At 72.1% G+C, this 19,214-nt stretch carries 21 protein-coding genes; 7 read left to right on the top strand and 14 right to left on the bottom strand.

The genetic code is table 11. The features are described 5' to 3' along the window. Window positions 1-14: 14 nt before the first annotated feature. The 4 genes from AC07EQ_RS12760 to truB form a co-directional block, all read right to left on the bottom strand. Window positions 15-503 carry a helix-turn-helix domain-containing protein gene (locus AC07EQ_RS12760; RefSeq protein ID WP_478388136.1) on the bottom strand — a complete coding sequence of 163 codons (489 nt, stop codon included), beginning with the start codon at window positions 501-503 and terminating at the stop codon, window positions 15-17. Between the two features lie 168 nt (window positions 504-671). Beyond that, entirely contained in the window at window positions 672-1,658 is a 987-nt protein-coding gene (locus AC07EQ_RS12765) for a bifunctional riboflavin kinase/FAD synthetase (RefSeq protein WP_132487398.1), read from the bottom strand. 87 nt (window positions 1,659-1,745) lie between these two features. After that, entirely contained in the window at window positions 1,746-2,399 is a 654-nt protein-coding gene (locus tag AC07EQ_RS12770) for a DUF4232 domain-containing protein (RefSeq protein ID WP_478388137.1), read from the bottom strand. 130 nt (window positions 2,400-2,529) lie between these two features. Next, window positions 2,530-3,438, bottom strand: a complete 909-nt coding sequence (gene truB, locus AC07EQ_RS12775) for a tRNA pseudouridine(55) synthase TruB (protein WP_478388138.1) — start codon at window positions 3,436-3,438, stop codon at window positions 2,530-2,532. 72 nt (window positions 3,439-3,510) lie between these two features. On the opposite strand from truB, the gene def reads away from it, so the two are divergent. Continuing rightward, window positions 3,511-4,008: a peptide deformylase gene (gene def, locus AC07EQ_RS12780; protein ID WP_478388139.1), complete on the top strand. Its 498-nt coding sequence runs from the start codon at window positions 3,511-3,513 to the stop codon at window positions 4,006-4,008. Between the two features lie 16 nt (window positions 4,009-4,024). Here the strand turns inward: def and AC07EQ_RS12785 are convergent, their stop codons facing one another. Continuing rightward, on the bottom strand, window positions 4,025-5,353 hold the full coding sequence (locus AC07EQ_RS12785; RefSeq protein WP_478388140.1) for an MATE family efflux transporter: 1,329 nt from the start codon (window positions 5,351-5,353) through the stop codon (window positions 4,025-4,027). A gap of 69 nt (window positions 5,354-5,422) precedes the next feature. On the opposite strand from AC07EQ_RS12785, the gene AC07EQ_RS12790 reads away from it, so the two are divergent. Next, on the top strand, window positions 5,423-5,950 hold the full coding sequence (locus AC07EQ_RS12790) for a CGNR zinc finger domain-containing protein (RefSeq protein WP_478388141.1): 528 nt from the start codon (window positions 5,423-5,425) through the stop codon (window positions 5,948-5,950). Between the two features lie 188 nt (window positions 5,951-6,138). On the opposite strand, the gene AC07EQ_RS12795 is transcribed toward AC07EQ_RS12790, so the two are convergent. From AC07EQ_RS12795 to rimP, 7 genes are all read right to left on the bottom strand, one after another. Further along, complete coding sequence (locus AC07EQ_RS12795) at window positions 6,139-7,095, bottom strand: DHH family phosphoesterase (protein ID WP_478388258.1); 957 nt, start codon at window positions 7,093-7,095, stop codon at window positions 6,139-6,141. A gap of 164 nt (window positions 7,096-7,259) precedes the next feature. Then, a complete protein-coding gene (rbfA, locus tag AC07EQ_RS12800) occupies window positions 7,260-7,760 on the bottom strand; it encodes a 30S ribosome-binding factor RbfA (RefSeq protein ID WP_132487376.1) in 501 nt (166 codons plus the stop codon). 116 nt (window positions 7,761-7,876) lie between these two features. Continuing rightward, window positions 7,877-8,170 (bottom strand): DUF503 domain-containing protein, encoded by a 294-nt coding sequence (locus AC07EQ_RS12805; protein WP_132487374.1) that lies wholly within the window; start codon window positions 8,168-8,170, stop codon window positions 7,877-7,879. Between the two features lie 73 nt (window positions 8,171-8,243). Continuing rightward, window positions 8,244-11,204: a translation initiation factor IF-2 gene (infB, locus tag AC07EQ_RS12810; RefSeq protein ID WP_478388142.1), complete on the bottom strand. Its 2,961-nt coding sequence runs from the start codon at window positions 11,202-11,204 to the stop codon at window positions 8,244-8,246. A gap of 92 nt (window positions 11,205-11,296) precedes the next feature. Next, window positions 11,297-11,665, bottom strand: a complete 369-nt coding sequence (locus tag AC07EQ_RS12815) for a YlxR family protein (RefSeq protein ID WP_478388143.1) — start codon at window positions 11,663-11,665, stop codon at window positions 11,297-11,299. Between the two features lie 59 nt (window positions 11,666-11,724). Next, window positions 11,725-12,795, bottom strand: a complete 1,071-nt coding sequence (gene nusA / locus AC07EQ_RS12820) for a transcription termination factor NusA (RefSeq protein WP_478388144.1) — start codon at window positions 12,793-12,795, stop codon at window positions 11,725-11,727. Further along, window positions 12,792-13,349 carry a ribosome maturation factor RimP gene (gene rimP, locus AC07EQ_RS12825; protein ID WP_132487366.1) on the bottom strand — a complete coding sequence of 186 codons (558 nt, stop codon included), beginning with the start codon at window positions 13,347-13,349 and terminating at the stop codon, window positions 12,792-12,794. The genes nusA and rimP overlap by 4 nt, the downstream gene beginning before the upstream one ends. Window positions 13,350-13,600: 251 nt before the next feature. Here rimP and AC07EQ_RS12830 point away from each other — a divergent pair, with 251 nt between their 5' ends. Beyond that, window positions 13,601-14,092 carry a hypothetical protein gene (locus tag AC07EQ_RS12830; RefSeq protein ID WP_478388145.1) on the top strand — a complete coding sequence of 164 codons (492 nt, stop codon included), beginning with the start codon at window positions 13,601-13,603 and terminating at the stop codon, window positions 14,090-14,092. Next, the gene (locus AC07EQ_RS12835; protein ID WP_478388146.1) at window positions 14,089-14,535 is read left to right on the top strand and encodes a ferritin-like domain-containing protein; all 447 of its coding nucleotides are present in this window, start codon (window positions 14,089-14,091) and stop codon (window positions 14,533-14,535) included. Before AC07EQ_RS12830 ends, AC07EQ_RS12835 begins: the two co-directional genes overlap by 4 nt. A 9-nt stretch (window positions 14,536-14,544) precedes the next feature. Here AC07EQ_RS12835 and AC07EQ_RS12840 read toward each other — a convergent pair whose 3' ends face one another. Both AC07EQ_RS12840 and AC07EQ_RS12845 read right to left on the bottom strand, forming a co-directional pair. Beyond that, entirely contained in the window at window positions 14,545-15,354 is an 810-nt protein-coding gene (locus AC07EQ_RS12840; protein WP_478388147.1) for a hypothetical protein, read from the bottom strand. 79 nt (window positions 15,355-15,433) lie between these two features. Beyond that, window positions 15,434-16,453 carry an aminotransferase class V-fold PLP-dependent enzyme gene (locus AC07EQ_RS12845; RefSeq protein ID WP_478388148.1) on the bottom strand — a complete coding sequence of 340 codons (1,020 nt, stop codon included), beginning with the start codon at window positions 16,451-16,453 and terminating at the stop codon, window positions 15,434-15,436. A 57-nt stretch (window positions 16,454-16,510) separates the two neighbouring features. On the opposite strand from AC07EQ_RS12845, the gene AC07EQ_RS12850 reads away from it, so the two are divergent. The 3 genes from AC07EQ_RS12850 to AC07EQ_RS12860 all read left to right on the top strand — a co-directional run bounded on the left by AC07EQ_RS12850 (window position 16,511) and on the right by AC07EQ_RS12860 (window position 19,080). Beyond that, entirely contained in the window at window positions 16,511-16,921 is a 411-nt protein-coding gene (locus AC07EQ_RS12850) for a YjbQ family protein (protein WP_132487358.1), read from the top strand. Window positions 16,922-17,036: 115 nt separating this feature from the next. Continuing rightward, window positions 17,037-18,323 carry an MFS transporter gene (locus tag AC07EQ_RS12855; RefSeq protein ID WP_478388149.1) on the top strand — a complete coding sequence of 429 codons (1,287 nt, stop codon included), beginning with the start codon at window positions 17,037-17,039 and terminating at the stop codon, window positions 18,321-18,323. A gap of 61 nt (window positions 18,324-18,384) precedes the next feature. Beyond that, entirely contained in the window at window positions 18,385-19,080 is a 696-nt protein-coding gene (locus AC07EQ_RS12860; protein ID WP_478388150.1) for an HAD family hydrolase, read from the top strand. The last annotated feature ends 134 nt before the right edge of the window (window positions 19,081-19,214 follow it).

A 19,214-nucleotide genomic window follows, 5' to 3' on the forward strand; every position in this document is an offset into this window, starting at 1 on the left:
GGCTCCGCGGGAGCTCAGTCGGGGTCGCCGTTGGCGGCGCGGCGGAGCAGCTGCGCCAGCGCCGGGTAGCGGCCCTCCAGCAGCGACGCCGCCGCCGCCAGCTCGCCGGGCTTGGCCACCTCGCGCAGCACCGGCCAGGCGGCCTCCTCGCCGTTCGCCGAACCCACGACCGGCAGGTTGTCGCGGCCCACCGACGGGCGCGACTGACGAACGTCCTCCAGCGCCTGCTTGATCGCGTCCTCGTCACCCGCGGCGACACCGGGGATGAGCACCTTGCGCTCCAGCATCACCAGCCGTGCCAGCACCGACGGGTTGCCGATCTTGGCCCGGCGGCCGCTCATCACCTGGCTGAGCATCGGCGCGCTGATCCCGAGCACTTCCGCGAGCTGGGCCTGCGAGATGCGGAACGCAACGACCAGGCGGCGCACCCGGTCCCCCAGCGGCTCTCCGTACCACTGCCGCTGCAGTGCGAGGTTCCGCTGGACGTTGCTGTTCTCCGCCACCTTCGTTCCCCCCGTGTCGGCGCCGACCCGGCCGCGGGCGGCTGTTGATCCGGCCCTGAATACTGCCAGGTCACCGGCCGGGCGTGGCCGGGAATCCGAAAAGCGTTCCGGCCGCGGTGCGCCGCGCAGGGGACGCGGCTGCCCCGTTCGGGGGTCCGGCATACCGCCTCACCCGCCCACGGCCAGGATCCGCCGGGTTTCGGCGACGTCCTGGTGCATCTGCTCGATCAGCGCTTCGACCGTGTCGTAGCGCTCCATCGATCGCAGCCGCTGCACGAAGTCCAGATCGACGTGCTCGCCGTAGAAGTCGGCGTCGATGTCCAGCACGTACGCCTCGACGGTCCGCTCGGTGCCGGAGAACGTCGGGTTGCTGCCCACCGACACCGCCGCGGGCAGCGTCTCGCCCGGCTGCACCGAGCCGCGCCGACGATGCGTGAACCACGCGGCGTACACGCCGTCGGCGGGGATCGCCGCGTGCGGCGGGGTGGACAGGTTGGCGGTCGGGAAGCCGAGCTCCTTGCCGCCGCGCCCGGCGCCGCGCACCACGATGCCTTCCAGCCGGTGGTAGCGGCCCAGCGCGGAGGCGGCCGCCACGACGTCGCCGGCGTCGATGCAGGAGCGGATGTAGGTCGACGAGAAGGTCACCGAGGGGCCTGCCGCGTCGTCGGCGCGCTCCACCGGACCGGAGACCAGCGCGTCGGACTCGACCTCGAAGCCGAACCGCTCGCCGAGCTTCGCCAGCAGTTCGATGTTGCCCGCCGCCTTGTGGCCGAAGGTGAAGTTCTCGCCGACCACGATCTCCGCCGCGTGCAACCGCTCCACCAGCATCGCGTGCACGAACTCCTCGGCGGGCACGCGGGAGATCTCGCGGGTGAACGGCAGCACGCAGAAGACGTCGACCCCGAGCTGCTCGGCCAGTTCGGCGCGGCGCCGCAGGGTCGTCAACTGCGCCGGGTGACTGCCCGGGCGCACCACCTCGGACGGGTGCGGGTCGAAGGTCATCAGCACGCACGGCACGCCGCGGCGGCGGGCCTGCCGCACCGCGTGCGCGATCAGCTGCTGATGCCCCCTGTGCACCCCGTCGAAGACGCCGATGGTGACCACGCACCTGCCCCAGCCACCGGGAATCTGCTCCAAACCACGCCAACGCTGCACGACCAGGAAGCCTACTGCGCCGCCACTCGATGGCCGGAACGCCACCGCCCGTGCCGTGGGTCGCGCGGCACGGGCGGGCGGATCGGCTCAGTTCGTGTAGTCACCGAACGGCTGGACCTGGAGCTCGTCGTTCTCGCAGATCCGCAGGGAGTTGTCGCGGCCCTGGTTGACCGGCACCTCGATGTCCTGGGAACCGGCGCGCGGCAGCCGCACCGAGAGCGCCCCGGGCATGTCGCACCCGCCGTCGTCGCCGGAGGTCGTCCAGGTGATGTTGAAGCTGGCGAAACCGCCGTGCCCGTCCAGCCGCATCGGCTGCGCGCCGTCGGCCGTCACCTGCCGGATCGCCACCGGCATGGTCGCGCCGCCCTCGGAGCCGCGCATCGCCTTGATCTCCGGGTACCCGTCGAGCACGCACGGGGTCATGTCGTTGCTGTTCTTGGTCACGCTGAACTGGCCGCTGCTCGGGCGCCCGTCGTAGTTCTCGGCGGTGACGAACTTCGCATCGAGGTCGGACGCCTCGCACGGCCGGTCACCGGTGGCGTTCCCGCCCTGGTTCGGGCCGGCCGCCTCGGTGGTCTCCTGCTGCTGACCGGCACCGCCCTCGACCGGCCGGCTCTCGGCCTGCGAACCACCGCCGGTCGTCTGCTGCGGTGCGCCGCCCGGCGCACCGCCTGCCGCACAGCCGCTCAGCGCCAACCCCGCCGCCAACACGACGGTCGCCCCGACTAATCGCTTGCGCATGCTGCTCCCCACGTCTGGCGTCACTGGATCGGACTAGCCGTGGGACGAGCGACTCCTCCCCCGGTTCCAGGGATGTGACACCGGTCACCGAAATCGCCCGCGAAGCGGAGGGGGGTTCGACCGGAATGCGTCAGTTCGCCGGAATGATCACCAGCACCGGCTTCGCGGTCCGGCCGCGGTCGCGGACGAGGGCCACCGCCCGGCCGTCCGGATCGAACATCCCGTAGGTCCCCTCGACGCCGGCCGCGGCCACGACTTGGCCGTGGGAGAGGGCGCGGGCGGTGTCGGCGTCCACGTTGCGGCGCGGGAAGGCGGTCTCGACCGCCTGGTCCAGGCCCATCGACAGCCCGGGCTCGGCCTCCAGTCGCTCCAGGGTGCGCGCCGTCGCCAGCCCGAACGGGCCGACCCGGGTCCTGCGCAGTTCCGAGAGGTGCCCGCCGACGCCGAGCCCGGCCCCCAGGTCGCGCGCCAGCGCGCGCACGTAGGTCCCCGACGAGCATTCGACGAGCACGTCGAGGTCGGTCGTGCGTTCCGTGCGGCGCAGCGCCAGCACGTCGAAGCGCGACACCGTGACCGGCCGGGCGGCCAGCTCGACGGTCTCGCCGTTGCGCACCATCTCGTAGGCGCGGCGGCCGTTGATCTTCACGGCGCTGACCGCGCTGGGCACCTGCTGGATGTCGCCGGTCAGCTCCGCGATGCCGGCCCGGATCGCCTCCTCGGCCACCCCGGAGGCGTCCGCTTCGGACACCACGTCGCCCTCGGCGTCGTCGGTGGTGGTGGCCGCACCCAGCCGGATCGTCGCCAGGTACGCCTTGGTGTCCAGGGCGAGGTGGCCGAGCAGCTTGGTGGCCCGCTCCAGCCCCAGCACCAGCACCCCGGTGGCCATCGGGTCCAATGTCCCGGCGTGCCCGACGCGGCGGGTGCCCATGATGCGGCGGACCCGCGACACGACGTCGTGCGAGGTCATCCCCGCCGGTTTGTCGATCACCAGCAGACCGGGTGGAACGGTGGGACGCGTTTTGCGGGAGTGCTCGGACACGAGGAGACATCTTCCCCGACCCGGCGCGGCGCGCGTCGCTAGGGTGGCGGCGGAACTGCGAGGAGGTCAGCGGTGGCATTCCGATCGATCCGGCGCTTCGGCGACCCGGTGCTGCGCATGGCGGCCGAGCCGGTCACGGTCTTCGACCAGCGACTGCGCTCGATCGTCGCGGACCTGCTGGACACCGTCGACGCGCCCGGACACGCCGGCGTCGCCGCGCCGCAGATCGGCGTCGGGGTGCGGGCGTTCAGCTATCGCGTCGACGGCGAGATCGGGTACGTCATCAACCCGGAGATCGTCGAACTCTCCGACGAGGTGCAGGACGACGTGGAGGCGTGCCTGTCGCTGCCCGGGCTCGGGTTCGAAACCCGCCGCGCCCAGCACGCGGTGGTGCGCGGCGTGGACGCGGACAACGAGCCGGTCACGGTGTCGGGCAGCGGCCTGATGGCGCGCTGCCTCCAGCACGAGACGGACCACCTCGACGGCATGGTCTACATCCAGCGGCTCGACCCGGAGCGCCGCCGCGAGGCCTACCGCCAGGTCCGGGAGCAGCCCTGGTTCTGGCAGTGACCGGCGCGGCGGGGGATCACCCCGCGGTGGCTTCGGCCCGGTTGGCGCCGACGACGGCCCATCGGCCGGAGCGGGCCCTCAGCAGCAGCGTGATCAGCCGCAGGACCATGAACAGGGTCAGCCCGGTCCAGATCCCCACCAGGCCCCAGCCGAACGCCAGCGACAACCAGATCAGCGGCAGGTAGCCGATGGCCGCGCTCAGCAACGTCGCGGTTCGCAGGTAGGCGGCATCGCCGGCGCCGAGCAACACCCCGTCCAGCGCGAACACCACGCCCGCAACCGGCTGCATGAGCACGAAGAACCACCACGCGTGCGGGATGGCCGCCAGCACCGCGCCGTCCGTGGTGAACAACGTCGGCAGCGGACCGGAGAGCGCCGCGAACACCAACCCGAGCACGATGCCGAACCCCAGGCTGTACCAGGTGACCTGCCGGGCGATTCCCTTGGCGCGCGGCGCGGAACCGGCCCCGAGCGCCGCGCCGACCAACGACTGCGCCGCGATGGCCAACGAGTCGAGCACGAGCGCCAGGAACGCCCACAGCTGCCACACGACCTGGTGCGCCGCCACGGCCTCCGCGCCGGTCCGCGCCGCCACGGACGTCGCCGACAGGAAGCACGCCTGGAACGCCAGCGTCCGCAGCACCAGGTCGCGGCCGAGCCCGAGCTGGGCGCGCATCTTCGCGAGCTCCGGCTTCAGCGGCACCCGCTCGACGAACAACGCGCGCACGAACAGCGCGGCGGCGATCGTCTGGCCGATCAGGTTCGCGACCGCCGAACCCTCCAGGCCCCAGCCGAAGGGGTAGACGAAAAGCGGGCACAGCACGGCGGAAACACCGTTGCCCACCAGCACGTACCGGAGCGGCCGCGCGGTGTCCTGCACGCCGCGCATCCAGCCGTTGCCGGCCATGGTGATCAGCACCATCGGCGCGCCGCACAGCGCGACGCGCATCCAGGTCGCGGCCGCATCGGCGATCGGCCCGGGGCCCGCCATCAGCTCCGCGACCGGGACGGCCAGCAGCTGCGCGAGCAGCATGAGGACGACACCGACGATGACGCCCAGCCAGGTCGCCTGCACACCCTCCGCGACGGCGTCCTTGCGGCGCCCGGCGCCGTGCAGCCGGGCGGTGCGCGCGGTGGTTCCGTAGCTCAGGAACGTCAGCTGGCTCGACACCAGGGTGAACAGCGTGCCGCCCAGCGCGAGCCCGGCGAGCGGCACCGCTCCGAGGTGACCGACCACGGCCGTGTCCACGAGCACGTACAGCGGTTCGGCGGCCAGCACGCCGAGCGCGGGCACCGCGAGCGCCAGCACCCGGCGCGGCGATACGCGCTCCCCCAGATCCGGCACCCTGTCTCCTTGTAAGCTGTGATCGGCGGGTTCACCCCTGACGACCAAGGGTACTGGTAAGGACCACTGATGGACAACGCTGATTACGCCGCCGTTGCGCTGCGGATCGCCAACGCCGATCTGAGCAGCCTCGACGCGGTGCGCGCCGCGCTCCACGACGAGCCCTGGTGGGCCGACCGGCTCCACGCGAGCGACCTGCCGCTCCTGCGCTCGGTGGGGACCGGGCTGCGCCGGGCGCTGGACGCGATGGTGGCCGACGACGGCGAGACGCTGCTCGCCGAGATCAACGCCCTGCTGTCGGCGCACCCGCCCCGGCCCAGGCTTTCCGGGCACGGCAGCCACGACGGCACCCCGAACTGGCACGTCCACGTCGCCGGCCCGGACGCACCGGCGGTCGACGAAGTCGCGGCGGCGGCCGCGTGGGGCCTGGCGCAAGGCGTGGTCCAGCACGGCACGACGCGCTGGGGGCGCTGCGGAGCGGAGGGCTGCTACACCTACTTCCTGGACACGTCGACGAACCAGGCCAAGCGCTTCTGCAGCCCCCGCTGTGCGAACCGCATGCACGTCGCGGCCTTCCGAGCCCGCCGCCGAACCTGACACCCGAGTTCCTCCGCAATTTCAATGGAAATCGGACCTCCGATTTCCAATTGAAATTGCGGAAGTTGTCCACAACCTCCGGCATGTCGGGTTGCGACACGCCGGAGGTCCGCAATTTCCATTGAAATCGAAGGTTCAATTTCAATGGAAATTGCGGGGATCCCAGCGGGGACGGGACCCAGCGGGCGTCAGTCCAGGAGCGGGGCCTCGTCGAGGGCCTTGCGCATCGCCGCGATGATCTCCTCCGCCGGGCCCTGCGCCGTGAAACCGGAGGCGAGCCGGTGCCCGCCACCGCCGCAGGCCGCCGCCGCGTGGCCGACGTCGACGCGGCTGTCCGAACGCAACGACACCGACCAGTGATCCGGCGCGGTCTCCTTGAGCACCGCGGCGACCTCGGCCTCACTAGTCGTGCGCACCACGTCGATGACGCTGTCCACATCCTCGCTGCGCAGCCCGTCGGAATGGGCCAGCCGCACCGTCGCATGCACGAACCCGAGGCCCTGCGCCGCGGTCGGCTCCAGCCGGGCCTCGCCCAGCACCCCGGACAGCATGTTCATCCAGGCGAACGGATGCGTGTCCAGCAGTGGCCGCGTCGTCGCCTCCGGGTCGACCCCGGCCTCCAGCAGCCGCGCCGCCGCGCGGTGCGTCGACGCGCTGGCGTGCCGGAACGACCGGGTGTCGGTTACCAGGCCCGCGTAGAGGCACCGCGCGGTCGGCAGGTCGAGTTCCGCGCCGAGCTCGTCGAGCAGCCGGAGCACGATCATCACCGTCGCCTCGGCGTGCTCGTCGACGAGGTGCAGCGTGCCGTAGCGGGTGTTCGACACGTGGTGATCGATCACGATCACGTCGCCGCCCGCGGCGATCGTCGCGTCGACCCGATCGGCGAGCTTGCCGAGCCGCTGCAGGCTCCCGGTGTCGCAGACGACCAGCACCGGCGGCGCGGCGGGCACCTCGTCCGCCGGCACCACCAGGTCGTCGCCGTCCAGATCGCGCAGCGAGAACGGCGGCAGGTCCGGCATCCCGAAGGACACCCGGACCGCACACCCGCGCCGCCGCAGCGCCCGGCCCAGCGCCAGCGCGCTGCCGAGCGCGTCCGCGTCCGGGTTGATGTGCGCGAACAACGTCACGTCCGAGGCCTCGGACAGCTTGCGAGCGGCCTCGGCTACGGCTTGCTCGACCGGATCGACGGTGACCGGTTGGCCGCCGCCGGTGCGGCCGCTATCGGGTTGCCCGCGCACAGGTTCACCTCCACGACATCGGTGGCCGTTCCGGCCGCCGACGTCCAACGCACCTGATGCTGAGCTGCGACTCAACCACTCTGTGGCCCACGACGCACATCGGCGTCGGAAAAGGACCCCTCGTCCGCACCGTCGGTGGCGAACTCGTCATCGTCGGTGCTGGCTCGGTACGGATCGGCGTCGCCGGCCGGCGACGCTCCGGAGGCCAACCGGGCGACCTCCTCGTCGGCCTCCTTGGCCTTGGCGAGCAGTTCCTCCATCCGCCGCGCGTTGTCCGGCACGGTGTCCGCGACGAAGGTCAGCGTCGGGGTGAACCGGACACCGGTCTGCTGCCCGACCCGGGACCGCAGCACCCCGGCCGCGCTCGCCAGCGCGGCCGCGGTGGAGGCGTAGTCGGCGTCGTCGCCGAACACGGTGTAGTAGACAGTGGCATCCCGCAGATCGGGGGTGACCCGCGCGTCGGTGACCGTCACCATCGCCAGCCGCGGGTCCTTCACCTCGTGCTCCAGCCCGGATGCCACGATCTGGGCGATGCGCTTGGCGAGTTTGCGGGCGCGCGCCGTATCAGCCACGGCGCACCTCCTTCGGGGAAAGTTCAGTTCGTCTGAAAAGCGGCGCTAGCCGCTTGCGGTGTGGGACTCGACTCGCGCCGCCGCGGGTTCTCGCGCAGAACGACCACGAAGAGTTCCTAGTCCTCCGGCCCGAGCATGCGCTGGCGGGCGGAGAGCAGTTCCAGTTCGGGGCGTGCGGCGACCAACCGCTCGCACGCTTCCAGCACTTCGCGCACGTGCGCGGCGTCGCCGGAGACGGCCGCGACGCCCAACAGCGCGCGGCGGTGCAAGTCCTGGTTCCCGGCCTCGGCGACGGCAACCTCGAAGCGCCGCCGCAACTCGGCCACCACGGGCCGCACGACAGCGCGCTTCTGCTTCAGGGAGTGGACGTCGCCGAGGAGGACGTCCAGTTCGAGTACACCGACGTACATGGGTGTTCCTCACCGCGGGGGCGAACCGGCACGCAGGGGGCCGTCGAGTGACGACCCCCTGCGCAGCACCGGCTCAGTCGCGCGGCTTCTCGCGCATCTCGTAGGGCTCGATGACGTCGCCGACCTTGATGTCGTTGTACGACCCCAGGGTCAGACCGCACTCGAAGCCCTCGCGGACCTCGGTGGCGTCGTCCTTGAACCGCTTCAGCGAGTTGATGCTGAGGTTCTCGGCGACGACCACGTTGTCCCGCAGCAGGCGCGCCTTGGCGTTGCGCTTGATGATGCCTTCGGTGACCATGCAGCCCGCGATGGTGCCGATCCGGGAGGACTTGAAGACCTCGCGGATCTCGGCCCGGCCCAGCTCGACTTCCTCGTACTCGGGCTTGAGCATGCCCTTGAGGGCCTGCTCGATGTCCTCGATCGCCCGGTAGATCACCGAGTAGTACCGGATCTCCACGCCCTCGCGGTTGGCGACCTCGGCCGCCTTGCCCTCGGCCCGGACGTTGAAGCCCAGGACGATGGTGTTCTCCGCGGTGGCGAGGTTGATGTCCGACTCGTTGATGCCACCGACGCCGCGGTGGATCACCCGGAGCTCGACCTCTTCGCCGACCTCGATCTTCATCAGGGACTCTTCGAGCGCCTCGACGGTACCCGAGTTGTCACCCTTGATGATCAGGTTGAGCTGGTTGGTCTCCTTGAGCACCTTGTCCAGGTCCTCGAGGCTGACGCGCTTGCGCTTGGCCGCGTTCTGCGCCTCGCGGATGCGGGCCCCGCGGCGGTCGGCGATCTGCCGGGCGACCCGGTCCTCGTCGACCACCAGGAAGGTGTCGCCCGCGCCCGGCACCGACGTGAAACCGATGACCTGCACCGGCCGCGACGGCAGCGCCTCGGGGACGTCCTCGTCGTTCTCGTTGATCATCCGGCGGACGCGACCGTAGGCGTCGCCGGCCACCACCGAGTCACCGACCCGCAGCGTGCCCCGCTGCACCAGCACCGTGGCCACCGGGCCGCGACCGCGGTCCAGGTGGGCCTCGATCGCCACACCCTGGGCGGGCATGTGCGGGTTGGCCCGCAGATCCAGCGCCGCGTCCGCGGTGAGCAGGATCGCCTCGAGCAGGTTGTCGATGTTGGTGCCCTGCTTCGCCGAGATGTCGACGAACATGGTGTCGCCGCCGTACTCCTCGGCAACGAGGTTGTACTCGGTGAGCTGCTGGCGGATCTTCGCCGGGTTCGCACCCTCGACGTCGATCTTGTTCACCGCGACCACGATCGGCACACCGGCCGCCTGGGCGTGGTTGATCGCCTCCACCGTCTGCGGCATGACGCCGTCGTCGGCGGCCACCACCAGCACGGCGATGTCGGTCGACTTGGCACCGCGGGCACGCATGGCGGTGAACGCCTCGTGACCCGGGGTGTCGATGAACGTGATCGGCCGCTCGTTGCCTTCCAGCTCGGTGAGGACCTGGTAGGCACCGATGTGCTGGGTGATGCCACCGGCCTCGCCGGCCTGCACGTTCGTCTTCCGGATGGTGTCCAGCAGTCGCGTCTTACCGTGGTCGACGTGACCCATGACGGTCACCACCGGCGGCCGCGCCGCCAGCTCGTCCTCGGAGCTGCCCGGGTCGCCGTAGCTGATGTCGAACGACTGCAGCAGCTCCCGGTCCTCGTCCTCCGGACTGACCATCTCGATCTTGTAGTTCATCTCCTGGCCGAGGAGCTCCAGCACCTCGTCGGAGACGGACTGGGTCGCGGTGACCATCTCACCGAGGTGGAACATCGCCTGCACCAGCGAGGCCGGGTTGGCGTTGATCTTCTCGGCGAAGTCGGTCAGCGAAGCACCGCGGCGCAGGCGAACGGTCTCGCCGCCGCCGCGCGGGAGGCGGACGCCGCCGACCGACGGCGCCTGCATGTTCTCCATGTACTCCTGGCGCTTCTGCCGCTTCGACTTGCGACCGCGCTTCGCGGGCCCGCCGGGACGACCGAACGCACCGGCTGCACCGCCGCGACCACCGGGACCGCCCGGACGGCCACCGCCGCCGGGACGACCGCGGAAGCCACCGCCGGCCGGGGCACCGCTCGGGGCACCGCCGCCACCGCCACCGCCACCGCGGAAGCCGCCGCCGCCCCCACCGGGACGACCGCCGCCACCGCCGGGACGGCCACCGCCGCCACCGCCCGGACCGCCACGGCCGCCGCCACCGCGGCCACCGCCGGGACCGCCACCGCTGCGCGGCGGACGGGGCGGCATCATGCCGGGGTTCGGACGCGGCGGCATCATGCCCGGGTTCGGGCGCGAGCCACCTTCACCGCGCGGGGCGTTGCCCGCGGCCGGGGCCGTGCCGGCACCCTGACCGCCGCCCTGACGCTGGCCACCGGGACCGCCGTGCTGGCGGCCGGGACCCTGCCCGCCGCCCTGACGGCCACCCGGGCCCGGCCGCGGCGGCCGCTGCTGCGGCGCTCCGCTGCCGACGCCGAACGGGTTGTTGCCGACACGCGGCTGCCGCGGGCCCGGCTTGGGCGCCTTCGGACGCGGCGGAACCACGCCGGCGTCGCCGTCGCCACCCTGCTTCGGGCTGGGCTTCGGACCCGGCCTGGGACCGGGTGCGGACGCCGGACGCGGCGCGGCCGCCTTGGCGGCCGGTGCCTGCTCGGCCGGCTTGACCTCCGGCTTGACCTCGGGCTCCGGCTCGGGCTTGGGGGTCGGCTTCGGACCCGGCTTGGGGCCGGGCTTGGGACGCTCACCGACCGGCGCCTCGGGGCGCGGGCCGGGCTTGGGTCCAGGCTTCGGCGCCGCCGCATCGGCGCGGGACGGCCTGGGCTCTGCCGGAGCGGGCTTGCCTCCGCCGCCGGCGTCGCTCTTCTTCGACGCCGAGGGCTTGGCGAGTGCGTCGCGAAGCCTGCGGGCCACCGGGGCTTCCACGGTGGACGACGCGGACTTCACGTACTCGCCCTGCTCGGCGAGCTTGTTAAGAACTTCCTTGCTGGTAACACCGAGCTCTTTGGCGAGCTCATGTACGCGGGCCTTGCCTGCCACTGCTCTCCTCATCTGGGTGAGGCCGGGCGGCAGTCCCGCTCGACCTCGTCCTATCGCCGATGCGCGTTCATGGCTTCAGCTTCACGGCTGATTCATGACGGGTCGACCTGCTTTCCTTCAGTTGCCTGGCGCGGGACGGATCCCGCGTCGGTCACGTCTTGAGCCGCCTGCTGCGGTTGCCCGGCACTCAGGTGGGCCTGCACGGCCGAGGTGTCCAGGACTCCCGGTGCACGGAGTGCACGGGGAAAAGCCCGGCGCCGCTCCGCCAGACGAAGGCACGCCGGATCGGGGTGCAGCCAAGCGCCCCGGCCCGGTTGCCGACGTCGTGGATCGGGTACAGCGACGGGACCAGCCCGACCGACCTCAGCCACCACACGCAGCAACTCAGAGGATGACGTCCGGGCACGACACCCCACGCAGGTACGAACCGGCTCACGGCTTTCGCCGTGCTCACCGGACACCCGTGTGCGGATTGTCGCTCTCCTCGCGTCGAACCTCCTCTGATTCTAACCCGACGACGTTACTCGGCCGAACCCACGGTCGGCAGTCCCTCCACCGCGGGGTCCAGACCGGACGCCTGCGCCGGGGGTTGCACCGCCGGAGTGGCCGACGCACCCGGGTCGGCATCGCTGCGGATGTCGATCCGCCAGCCGGTGAGCCGAGCCGCGAGCCGGGCGTTCTGGCCTTCCTTGCCGATCGCCAGCGAGAGCTGGAAGTCCGGCACGACCACCCGCGCGGTCTTGGTGCGTTCGTCGACGACCTCCACCGAGACTACCTTGGCCGGCGACAGGGCGTTGCCGACGAAGGTCGCCGGGTCGTCCGAGTAGTCGATGATGTCGATCTTCTCGCCGCCGAGCTCGCTCATCACGTTGCGCACCCGCGAGCCCATCGGCCCGATGCAGGCGCCCTTGGCGTTGACGCCGCTGACGGTCGAGCGCACCGCGATCTTGGAGCGGTGCCCGGCCTCCCGCGCCACCGCGGGGATCTCCACGGTGCCGTCGGCGATCTCCGGGACCTCCAGCGCGAACAGCCGCCGCACCAGGTTCGGGTGGGTGCGGGACAGCGTGATCTGCGGCCCGCGCGCGCTCCGGGACACCCCGACGACATAGCACTTGATCCGGGTGCCGTGCTCGTAGTTCTCGCTGGGCACCTGCTCGGCGGCGGGGATCACGCCCTCGCTGTCGCCGACCGACACGATGACCATGCCGCGCGAGTTGGCGCGCGCGTCGCGCTGGATGACACCGCCGAGGATCTCGCCCTCCTTGGCGGAGAACTCGCCGAAGGTGCGCTCGTGCTCGGCGTCGCGCAGCCGCTGCAGGATGACCTGCCGCGCGGTCGTCGCCGCGATGCGCCCGAACCCCTCCGGGGTGTCGTCCCATTCCTCCTGCACGCTGCCGTCGGCCGCCAGGGTGTGCGCGAGGACCCGCACGACACCGGTCTTGCGGTCCACCTCCACCCGCGCGTGCGGCTGGTGCCCCTCGGTGTGGCGGTATGCGGTGAGCAGTGCCGATTCGATCGCTTCCAGGACCGTCTCGAACGGGATGTCCTTGTCGCGTTCGATCGCCCGCAGCGCCGCGATGTCGACGTTCACCTCGACTCCTCCGTGTCTTCCCGGTCGTCCCCCTCTTGGGAAACGCCGCTCGCAGCCCGCTCCAGCTTGACCAAATCCTCCGCCGGTGGCTGCTGGAACTCCACCTCGACCACCGCGCGTTCGACATCACGGTAGGCCACCCGGCGCAGTTCGCCGGCGACCAGCACCGTGACTCCTTCATCATCGGCCGCCCCGACCCGCGCCACCAACTTCTCGCCGTCGGCGAACCGGATCTTGACCAGCCGGTAGCGGGCGCGACGCCAGTGCCGCGCGCGGGTCAGCGGCCGGTCCACGCCCGGCGAGGTGACCTCGAGCGTGTAGGAGCCGGCCAGGACGTGCTCGTGCGCGTCCAGCACCTCCGACACCGCGCGACTGACGTCGGAGATCTCGTCGAGCCCGACGCCGTCGTCGGAGTCGATGACGACCTTGATCAGCCGGCGGCGGCCGGCCTGCTGCACGTCGAACTCCTCGAGGTCGAAGCCCGATCTAGCCACGGCCTCGGCTACGACGGGCTCCAGCTGCGCGGTGATCGCACCGCGCGGCGGGCTGGACACGTTGGCACTCCCTAAAATCCGATCGGGGTCTGGAGCAGACCTGGAAACATCGCGGCACGGGGTCTCGCGGCCGGGACGGCCGACGGGACGTTCACGACCAGTGCTGTCCGTGCCGGCCGCGGTCGCCCAGGGTATCGCGTCCACCCGCACCCGAGCGCGGCGTGGGACCCCAACGATCGGCGGATCGTCCCGATCACCGGGGGCGATGCCCGGGCGTCCGGCCGGGTGATCGCCTGGCAGGATAGGCCGACGTGGAATCCCCTTCGCGAGCCAGGTCGCTGCTGGGGCGGCGGAGCGCGCTGCGGTTGTTCGCGGCCGTTCCGGTCGCCGCCGCGCTGACCGCGGCGTGCAGCTCGGCCCCCGAGGAGCCCGACCCGCTGGTGGCACTGGCGGCCGCGGCGAAGTCCGACGCCCAGCTGGCGAAGGCGATCGCGCAGGCGCATTCGGGCCTGACCGACGCCGCCGGCGAGGTCGCCTCGGTGCGTTCCGAGCACGCCGCCGCGTTGCAGCGCGAGGTCGACCGGGTCAATCCGCGCGATCCCGAAGACCCGCCGTCGGTGCCCGATCCGGCGCCGCAGCAGGCCCCGTCCTCGGCGAGCACGGCGGCGAAGGCGCTGCGCGATGCGCTGACCGGCGCGCAGGACAGGGCGGCCCAGCTGGTGCCCGGGGTGGAGCCCTACCGCGCCGGGCTGCTGGGATCGGTCGCGGCGAGCTGCGCGGGCCTGCGGGAGGTGCTCGGATGACGGAGCTTTCGGACGAGGCGGGCAACGCGCTGCGCAGCGCGTTGAGCGCGGAGCACGCGGCGGTGTGGGTGTGCGGGCTGGCGAGCGCGTTCGCGAGCGAATCCCGCGTGCGCAGCGCGATCGGCGACGCGATGGAGCAGCACCGGAGGCTGCGCGACACCGCGGAGCGGGTGATCCGCGACGCGCAGCAGACGCCGCCGGCGGCTCAGCCGGCGTACGACGTCGGGGACTCGGTGAGCGACCAGAAGGCGGCGATCGGGCTGCTGGTCAAGACGGAGAGCGACTGCGAGACCGGCTGGCGTTCGGTGCTGGAGAACACCGAGGACGCCGCGCTGCGCGGTATCGCGCTCGACGGCCTGACCACCGCTGCCGTCCGGGCCACCCGGTGGCGGCTCACCGTCGGCACGCAGCCGGCCGCGAAGCCCTTCCCCGGTCAGCCCTGACCCCGGCGGTCAGCGCGGGGTCTGCTCCTGCGGCCAGCCGAGCTTCAGCGCTTCCTTGGTGACGTCGAGCAGCACCGGGTCCTTGTGCGGCGTGTTCTTGTCGAAGTAGGCCGAGTCGCCGATCACCACCAGCCGGTCCTGGCGGCCCGAGGCGTAGGCGTCGTCGTCCAGCGCCGGCATGCCCTTGGTGCCGTCCCGCCCGTCGTCGACCAGGTCCCGGATGTTGCCCGTGCCGTCCTTGGTAGTCAGCTCGTTGAGCTGCTGCGCGGTGGCCGCGTCCGGCATCAGGACCGTGACCAGCGAGGTCAGCACCCGGGTGCCGTCGGGCAGCTTGGTGCTGTAGAGCGCCCGGGTGAGGTGCGCGCACTCCTGCTTCTGGAAGAAGCTCTTGATCTTGGCCGTGGAGACGTTCTGGCAGCCCTGGAACGCTTCTTCGCGGCGGATCGGGACGAACTCGTAGCGCGGCGCGTCCGCGGGCGGCGGCGCGGCCTCGTCATCGGTGTCCGGCTTGATCATCAGCCAGATCAGCCCGGACAGCACGGAGATCGCGACGAGCCCGAGCCCGCGCAGCAGCCAGCCGGTCGGTGTGACGCGACGCGGTTGCGACTCCGGCTGCGCCACCGGGGCCTGCCGGCTCGTCGGCGGCTGCGCCTGCGGCTGCTGCACCGGCGGCGGCTGGTCGCGGCGGGGCGGTGGGGCGAACGCCGGCCGAGTGGCCTCGTCCGGCGGCGGCACCGATGCGCGATCCGGTCTGATAAGCGAGTTGTCGCGCCGCAGCGGCGTGGTTTCGCGCTGCGTGTTGGCTTGTGCTCCCGTCATCTCTTCGGGCACACCTCGTCGGTCCGGCACGAGCACCAACCGTAGCGGGCGCTGATTACGAGTCGGACACCCCGGATGGTCATCGCAGCGCACGCACCGCACGCTCGACGTCGGCGGAGGTGTTGTAGAGGTGGAACGACAGGCGTGCCCGGCCCGCTCGCGCCGCGCAGGTGATCCCGGCCGCCGTGAGTTTCGACGCGGCGTCCGGTGCCCGCACCGAGACGATCGCGGATCCGGCGGCGGCCAGACCCATCGCCGCGCTGAACTCGTCGGCCAGCCCGGTGCAGTGCGCGGCGACCGCGGCCATGTCGAGCCCGGCCAGCCATCGCATCGCCACCGCCGCCCCGACCTGCGCGAACCACGTCGGCGAGAGGTCGAGCGAGCGGGCGCCGCCGGCCAGCCGCAGCGGCAGGCCGTAGGTAGTGCTCCACGGGTCCTGCCCGGCGTACCAGTTCGCGTTGTTCGGCACGACCTCGGGCGCATCCGGGTGCACCGCCAGCCAGGCGGCGCCGCGCGGTGACAGCAGCCACTTGTAGGCGGCGCCGACGACCCAGTCGGCCCAGTCGAGCCGCACCGGCAGCCAGCCCAGCGCCTGCGTGACGTCGATGAGCACCCGCGTCGAACCCGCGGCGGCGCTCCGCCGGAGGCCGTCGAGGTCGACGATCCGGCCGTCACTGGACTGCACCGCGCTGACCGCCACCAGGTCGTGGTCCGCGGCGTGCTCCGCGATCTCGTCCAACGGCACCTCGGTGACCTGCACGTCCGGTTGCGCGGCGAACGGGAAGACGACGCTGGTGAACTCGTTCTCGGCGACCAGCACGCGAGCGCCGGCCGGCAGGCTCGCCGCGACCAGGCCGACGAGCTGGGCGGCGGTGGCCCCGATCGCCACCCGCTCCGCGGTGGTGCCGACCAGCGCCGCGAACGACGCCCGCGCGCCGGCCACCGCCGGCTCGAAGTCCTCGGGCAGGTCGCGGCCGCTCCCCCAGCGCGCCACCGACTCCGCGACCGCGCGGGCCGCGTCGGCGGTCGGGATGCCGATGCTCGCGGTGTTGAGATAGCCGTCCGGGACGTCGAACCGGGCACCGAATGCCTCACGCATGGCGGCATCCTCGCACCGGCCGGGCCGGTTCCGGTACCGCTGCTTACGGTTGAGCCCATGCACAGCGAGGAAATCGAGGTCCGGACCGGCTCCGTGGAAGTCGTCTACGACCTGGGCGCGGAGTGCGAGCGGTTCCTGCGTTCGGCCCGGGCCCGCGACGGCCTGCTCAACGTCTGGGTGCCGCACGCGACCGCCGGGCTGGCGATCATCGAGACCGGCGCGGGCAGCGACGACGACCTGCTCGCCGCGCTTCGGGACCTGCTGCCCGCCGACGACCGCTGGCGGCACCGCCACGGCTCGCGGGGCCACGGCCGCGACCACGTGCTGCCCGCGTTCGTCCCGCCTTACGCGTCGATCCCGGTGCTGGGCGGGGAGATGGCGCTGGGGACCTGGCAGTCGGTGTGCCTGGTGGACACCAATGTGGACAATCCGGTCCGCCGGGTCCGCCTCAGCTTCCTGCCCGGCTGATCCCGGCCGCGATGTCCACCGAAATCCGCGGTTCGATCTCAATGGCATTGCGGACGAGGCAACTTCGAGACGGGATCTTGCGCGGGGCGTGGTCGCGCGAGCACTCTTTGCGACCGTGACGACAACAGCTGGGGGAACTCGCCGCCTGGCCCGCGTGGTGTCCGCGGGCGTGGTCGGGACCACCGTCGAGTTCTACGACTTCTTCCTGTACGGGGCGGCCGCGGCCACGGTGTTCGGCCCGGTCTTCTTCCCGCATTCCGACGGGCTGCTCGGCGTGCTGCTGGCGCTGGTCACCTATGCCGTGGGGTTCGCCGCCCGGCCGCTGGGCGGCCTGGTGTTCGGGCACTTCGGCGACCGGGTCGGCCGCAAGCGGCTGCTGGTGATCAGCCTGGTCCTGATGGGCTCCGCATCGGTGCTGATCGGCGTGCTGCCGGGCTACCAGCAGATCGGGATCGCGGCGCCGCTGCTGCTGACGCTGCTGCGGCTGGTGCAGGGCTTCGCGCTCGGCGGTGAGTTCGGCGGCGCGGTGCTGCTGGTGGCCGAGCACGGGCCGCGCGAGCGGCGCGGCTTCTGGACCTCGTGGCCGCAGACGGGCGGGCCGCTGGGCAACCTGCTCGCCACGGGCGCCCTGGCCGCGATGGCGGCCGCGACGACCGGCGCGCAGTACTCGGCGTGGGGCTGGCGGATCCCGTTCCTGGCGTCGATCGTGCTGGTCGTCATCGGGTTGTGGGTGCGGCTGCGGGTCGCCGAGTCGCCGCTGTTCCAGGCCGTCGCCGACGAGAGTCGCGAGGAGCGGGCGCCGGTGCTCGAAGCGCTGGCCCAGTACCCCCGGGCGGTGTTCGCGGTGTTCGCGGCGCGCGTGGGCGAGAACGCCGCGTTCTACGTGTTCACCATCTTCCTGCTGGTCTACGCGGGCAACATCGGGCTTCCCACCGCGATCACGACCACCGCGGTGGCCGTCGGTTCCCTCGTGCAGGCGTTGTCGATGCTCGTCGGCGGGGCGCTGTCCGACCGGCTCGGCCGCCGCCCGGTGGCGATCACCGCCGCCGTCGGGTGTGCATTGTGGACGGTGATCTTCTTCCCGCTGGTGGGCAGCCACGATCCGACGCTGGTGTTCCTGGCGGTGGCGGTCGGCCTGCTGCTGCACGGCACGCTGACCGGCGCGCAATCCGCCTTCTACGCCGAACTCTTCGGCACCTCGGTGCGGTATTCCGGGGTGTCGCTGGGATATCAGGCCGCCACTGTGGTCGCCGGCGCGGCCGCCCCGCTGATCGGCGCGGCGCTGCTGCGGGCGACGCATTCGGCGATGCCGGTGGCGATCATGTTGATCTGCTGCCTGGCGCTGACGGTGCTGGGCATGTCGATCGTCACCGAGACCGCCCGCCGCGAGCTCGCCGCCTGAGCCCGCGGCCGCCGGGAAATCGGGCGTCCCGCACCGTCCTGCCGGCTGGCAGGATGGTGCGGTGACGCGACTCGTGCTGTGGGACATCGACCTGACCCTGATCGACGCCCGGGGCTTCGGCTCCCGCTGGTACCGCCGAGCGCTCGCGGACGTGACCGGGAAGGCCCTGCAGCGCATGCCGGACACCGCCGGCCGCACCGAGCTGGCGATCACCACGGACGTGCTGGAGATCCACGGCAGCACCCCGGACGAGCCCACGATCGCGGCCATGTTCGCGGCGCTGACCAGCGCGGTCGCCGACACGCGCGACGAGCTCTCGCAGCGCGGCAGCGCGCTGCCCGGTGCGGCCCGTGCGCTGACGGCGCTGGCCGAGGAACCGCGGTTCACGCAGACACTGGTGACCGGGAACCTCGCGGAGGTCGCCTTCCACAAGCTCGAATCGTTCGGCCTGCACCACCACGTCGACTTCGAGATCGGCGGCTTCGGTGAGGCCTCGGTGCACCGCCACGACCTGATCTCGGAATCCGTCGCGAAGGCCGAAGGCCGCCACGGCGGGCCGATCGCCCCGGACGCCGTGGTGGTCGTCGGCGACACGCCGCACGACGTCGCGGGTGCGCTGCGCTTCGGCGCGGTCGCGGTCGGCGTCGCCACGGGCTCCAGCAGCGAGGACGACCTCCGCGCCGCAGGCGCCCACGCGGTCCTGCCGAACCTCGCCGACACCGACGCGGTGCTCACCGCGCTGTCGTCAGCGCCCTGAAGGTGCGGGGGCGGGGGGGGGGGGGGGGGGGGGGGGGGGGGAAAAAAAAAAAAAAAAAAAACCCCCCAAAAAAAAGGGGGGATTGCCCCCCACACACCCCCCCAACGGGGTGCTCCACTCCTTTTCTCTCTTCC

The organism is Saccharopolyspora sp. NPDC045839 (assembly GCF_056431645.1).

Excerpts from the sequence above, each read along its gene's own strand:
- AC07EQ_RS12790 (WP_478388141.1), top strand. The coding sequence starts at position 5,423 with ATGGACAACGCTGATTACGCCGCCGTTGCGCTGCGGATCGCCAACGCC.
- AC07EQ_RS12805 (WP_132487374.1), bottom strand. The coding sequence starts at position 8,170 with ATGTACGTCGGTGTACTCGAACTGGACGTCCTCCTCGGCGACGTCCAC.
- AC07EQ_RS12770 (WP_478388137.1), bottom strand. The coding sequence starts at position 2,399 with ATGCGCAAGCGATTAGTCGGGGCGACCGTCGTGTTGGCGGCGGGGTTG.
- AC07EQ_RS12850 (WP_132487358.1), top strand. The coding sequence starts at position 16,511 with ATGCACAGCGAGGAAATCGAGGTCCGGACCGGCTCCGTGGAAGTCGTC.
- AC07EQ_RS12845 (WP_478388148.1), bottom strand. The coding sequence starts at position 16,453 with ATGCGTGAGGCATTCGGTGCCCGGTTCGACGTCCCGGACGGCTATCTC.
- AC07EQ_RS12835 (WP_478388146.1), top strand. The coding sequence starts at position 14,089 with ATGACGGAGCTTTCGGACGAGGCGGGCAACGCGCTGCGCAGCGCGTTG.
- AC07EQ_RS12840 (WP_478388147.1), bottom strand. The coding sequence starts at position 15,354 with ATGACGGGAGCACAAGCCAACACGCAGCGCGAAACCACGCCGCTGCGG.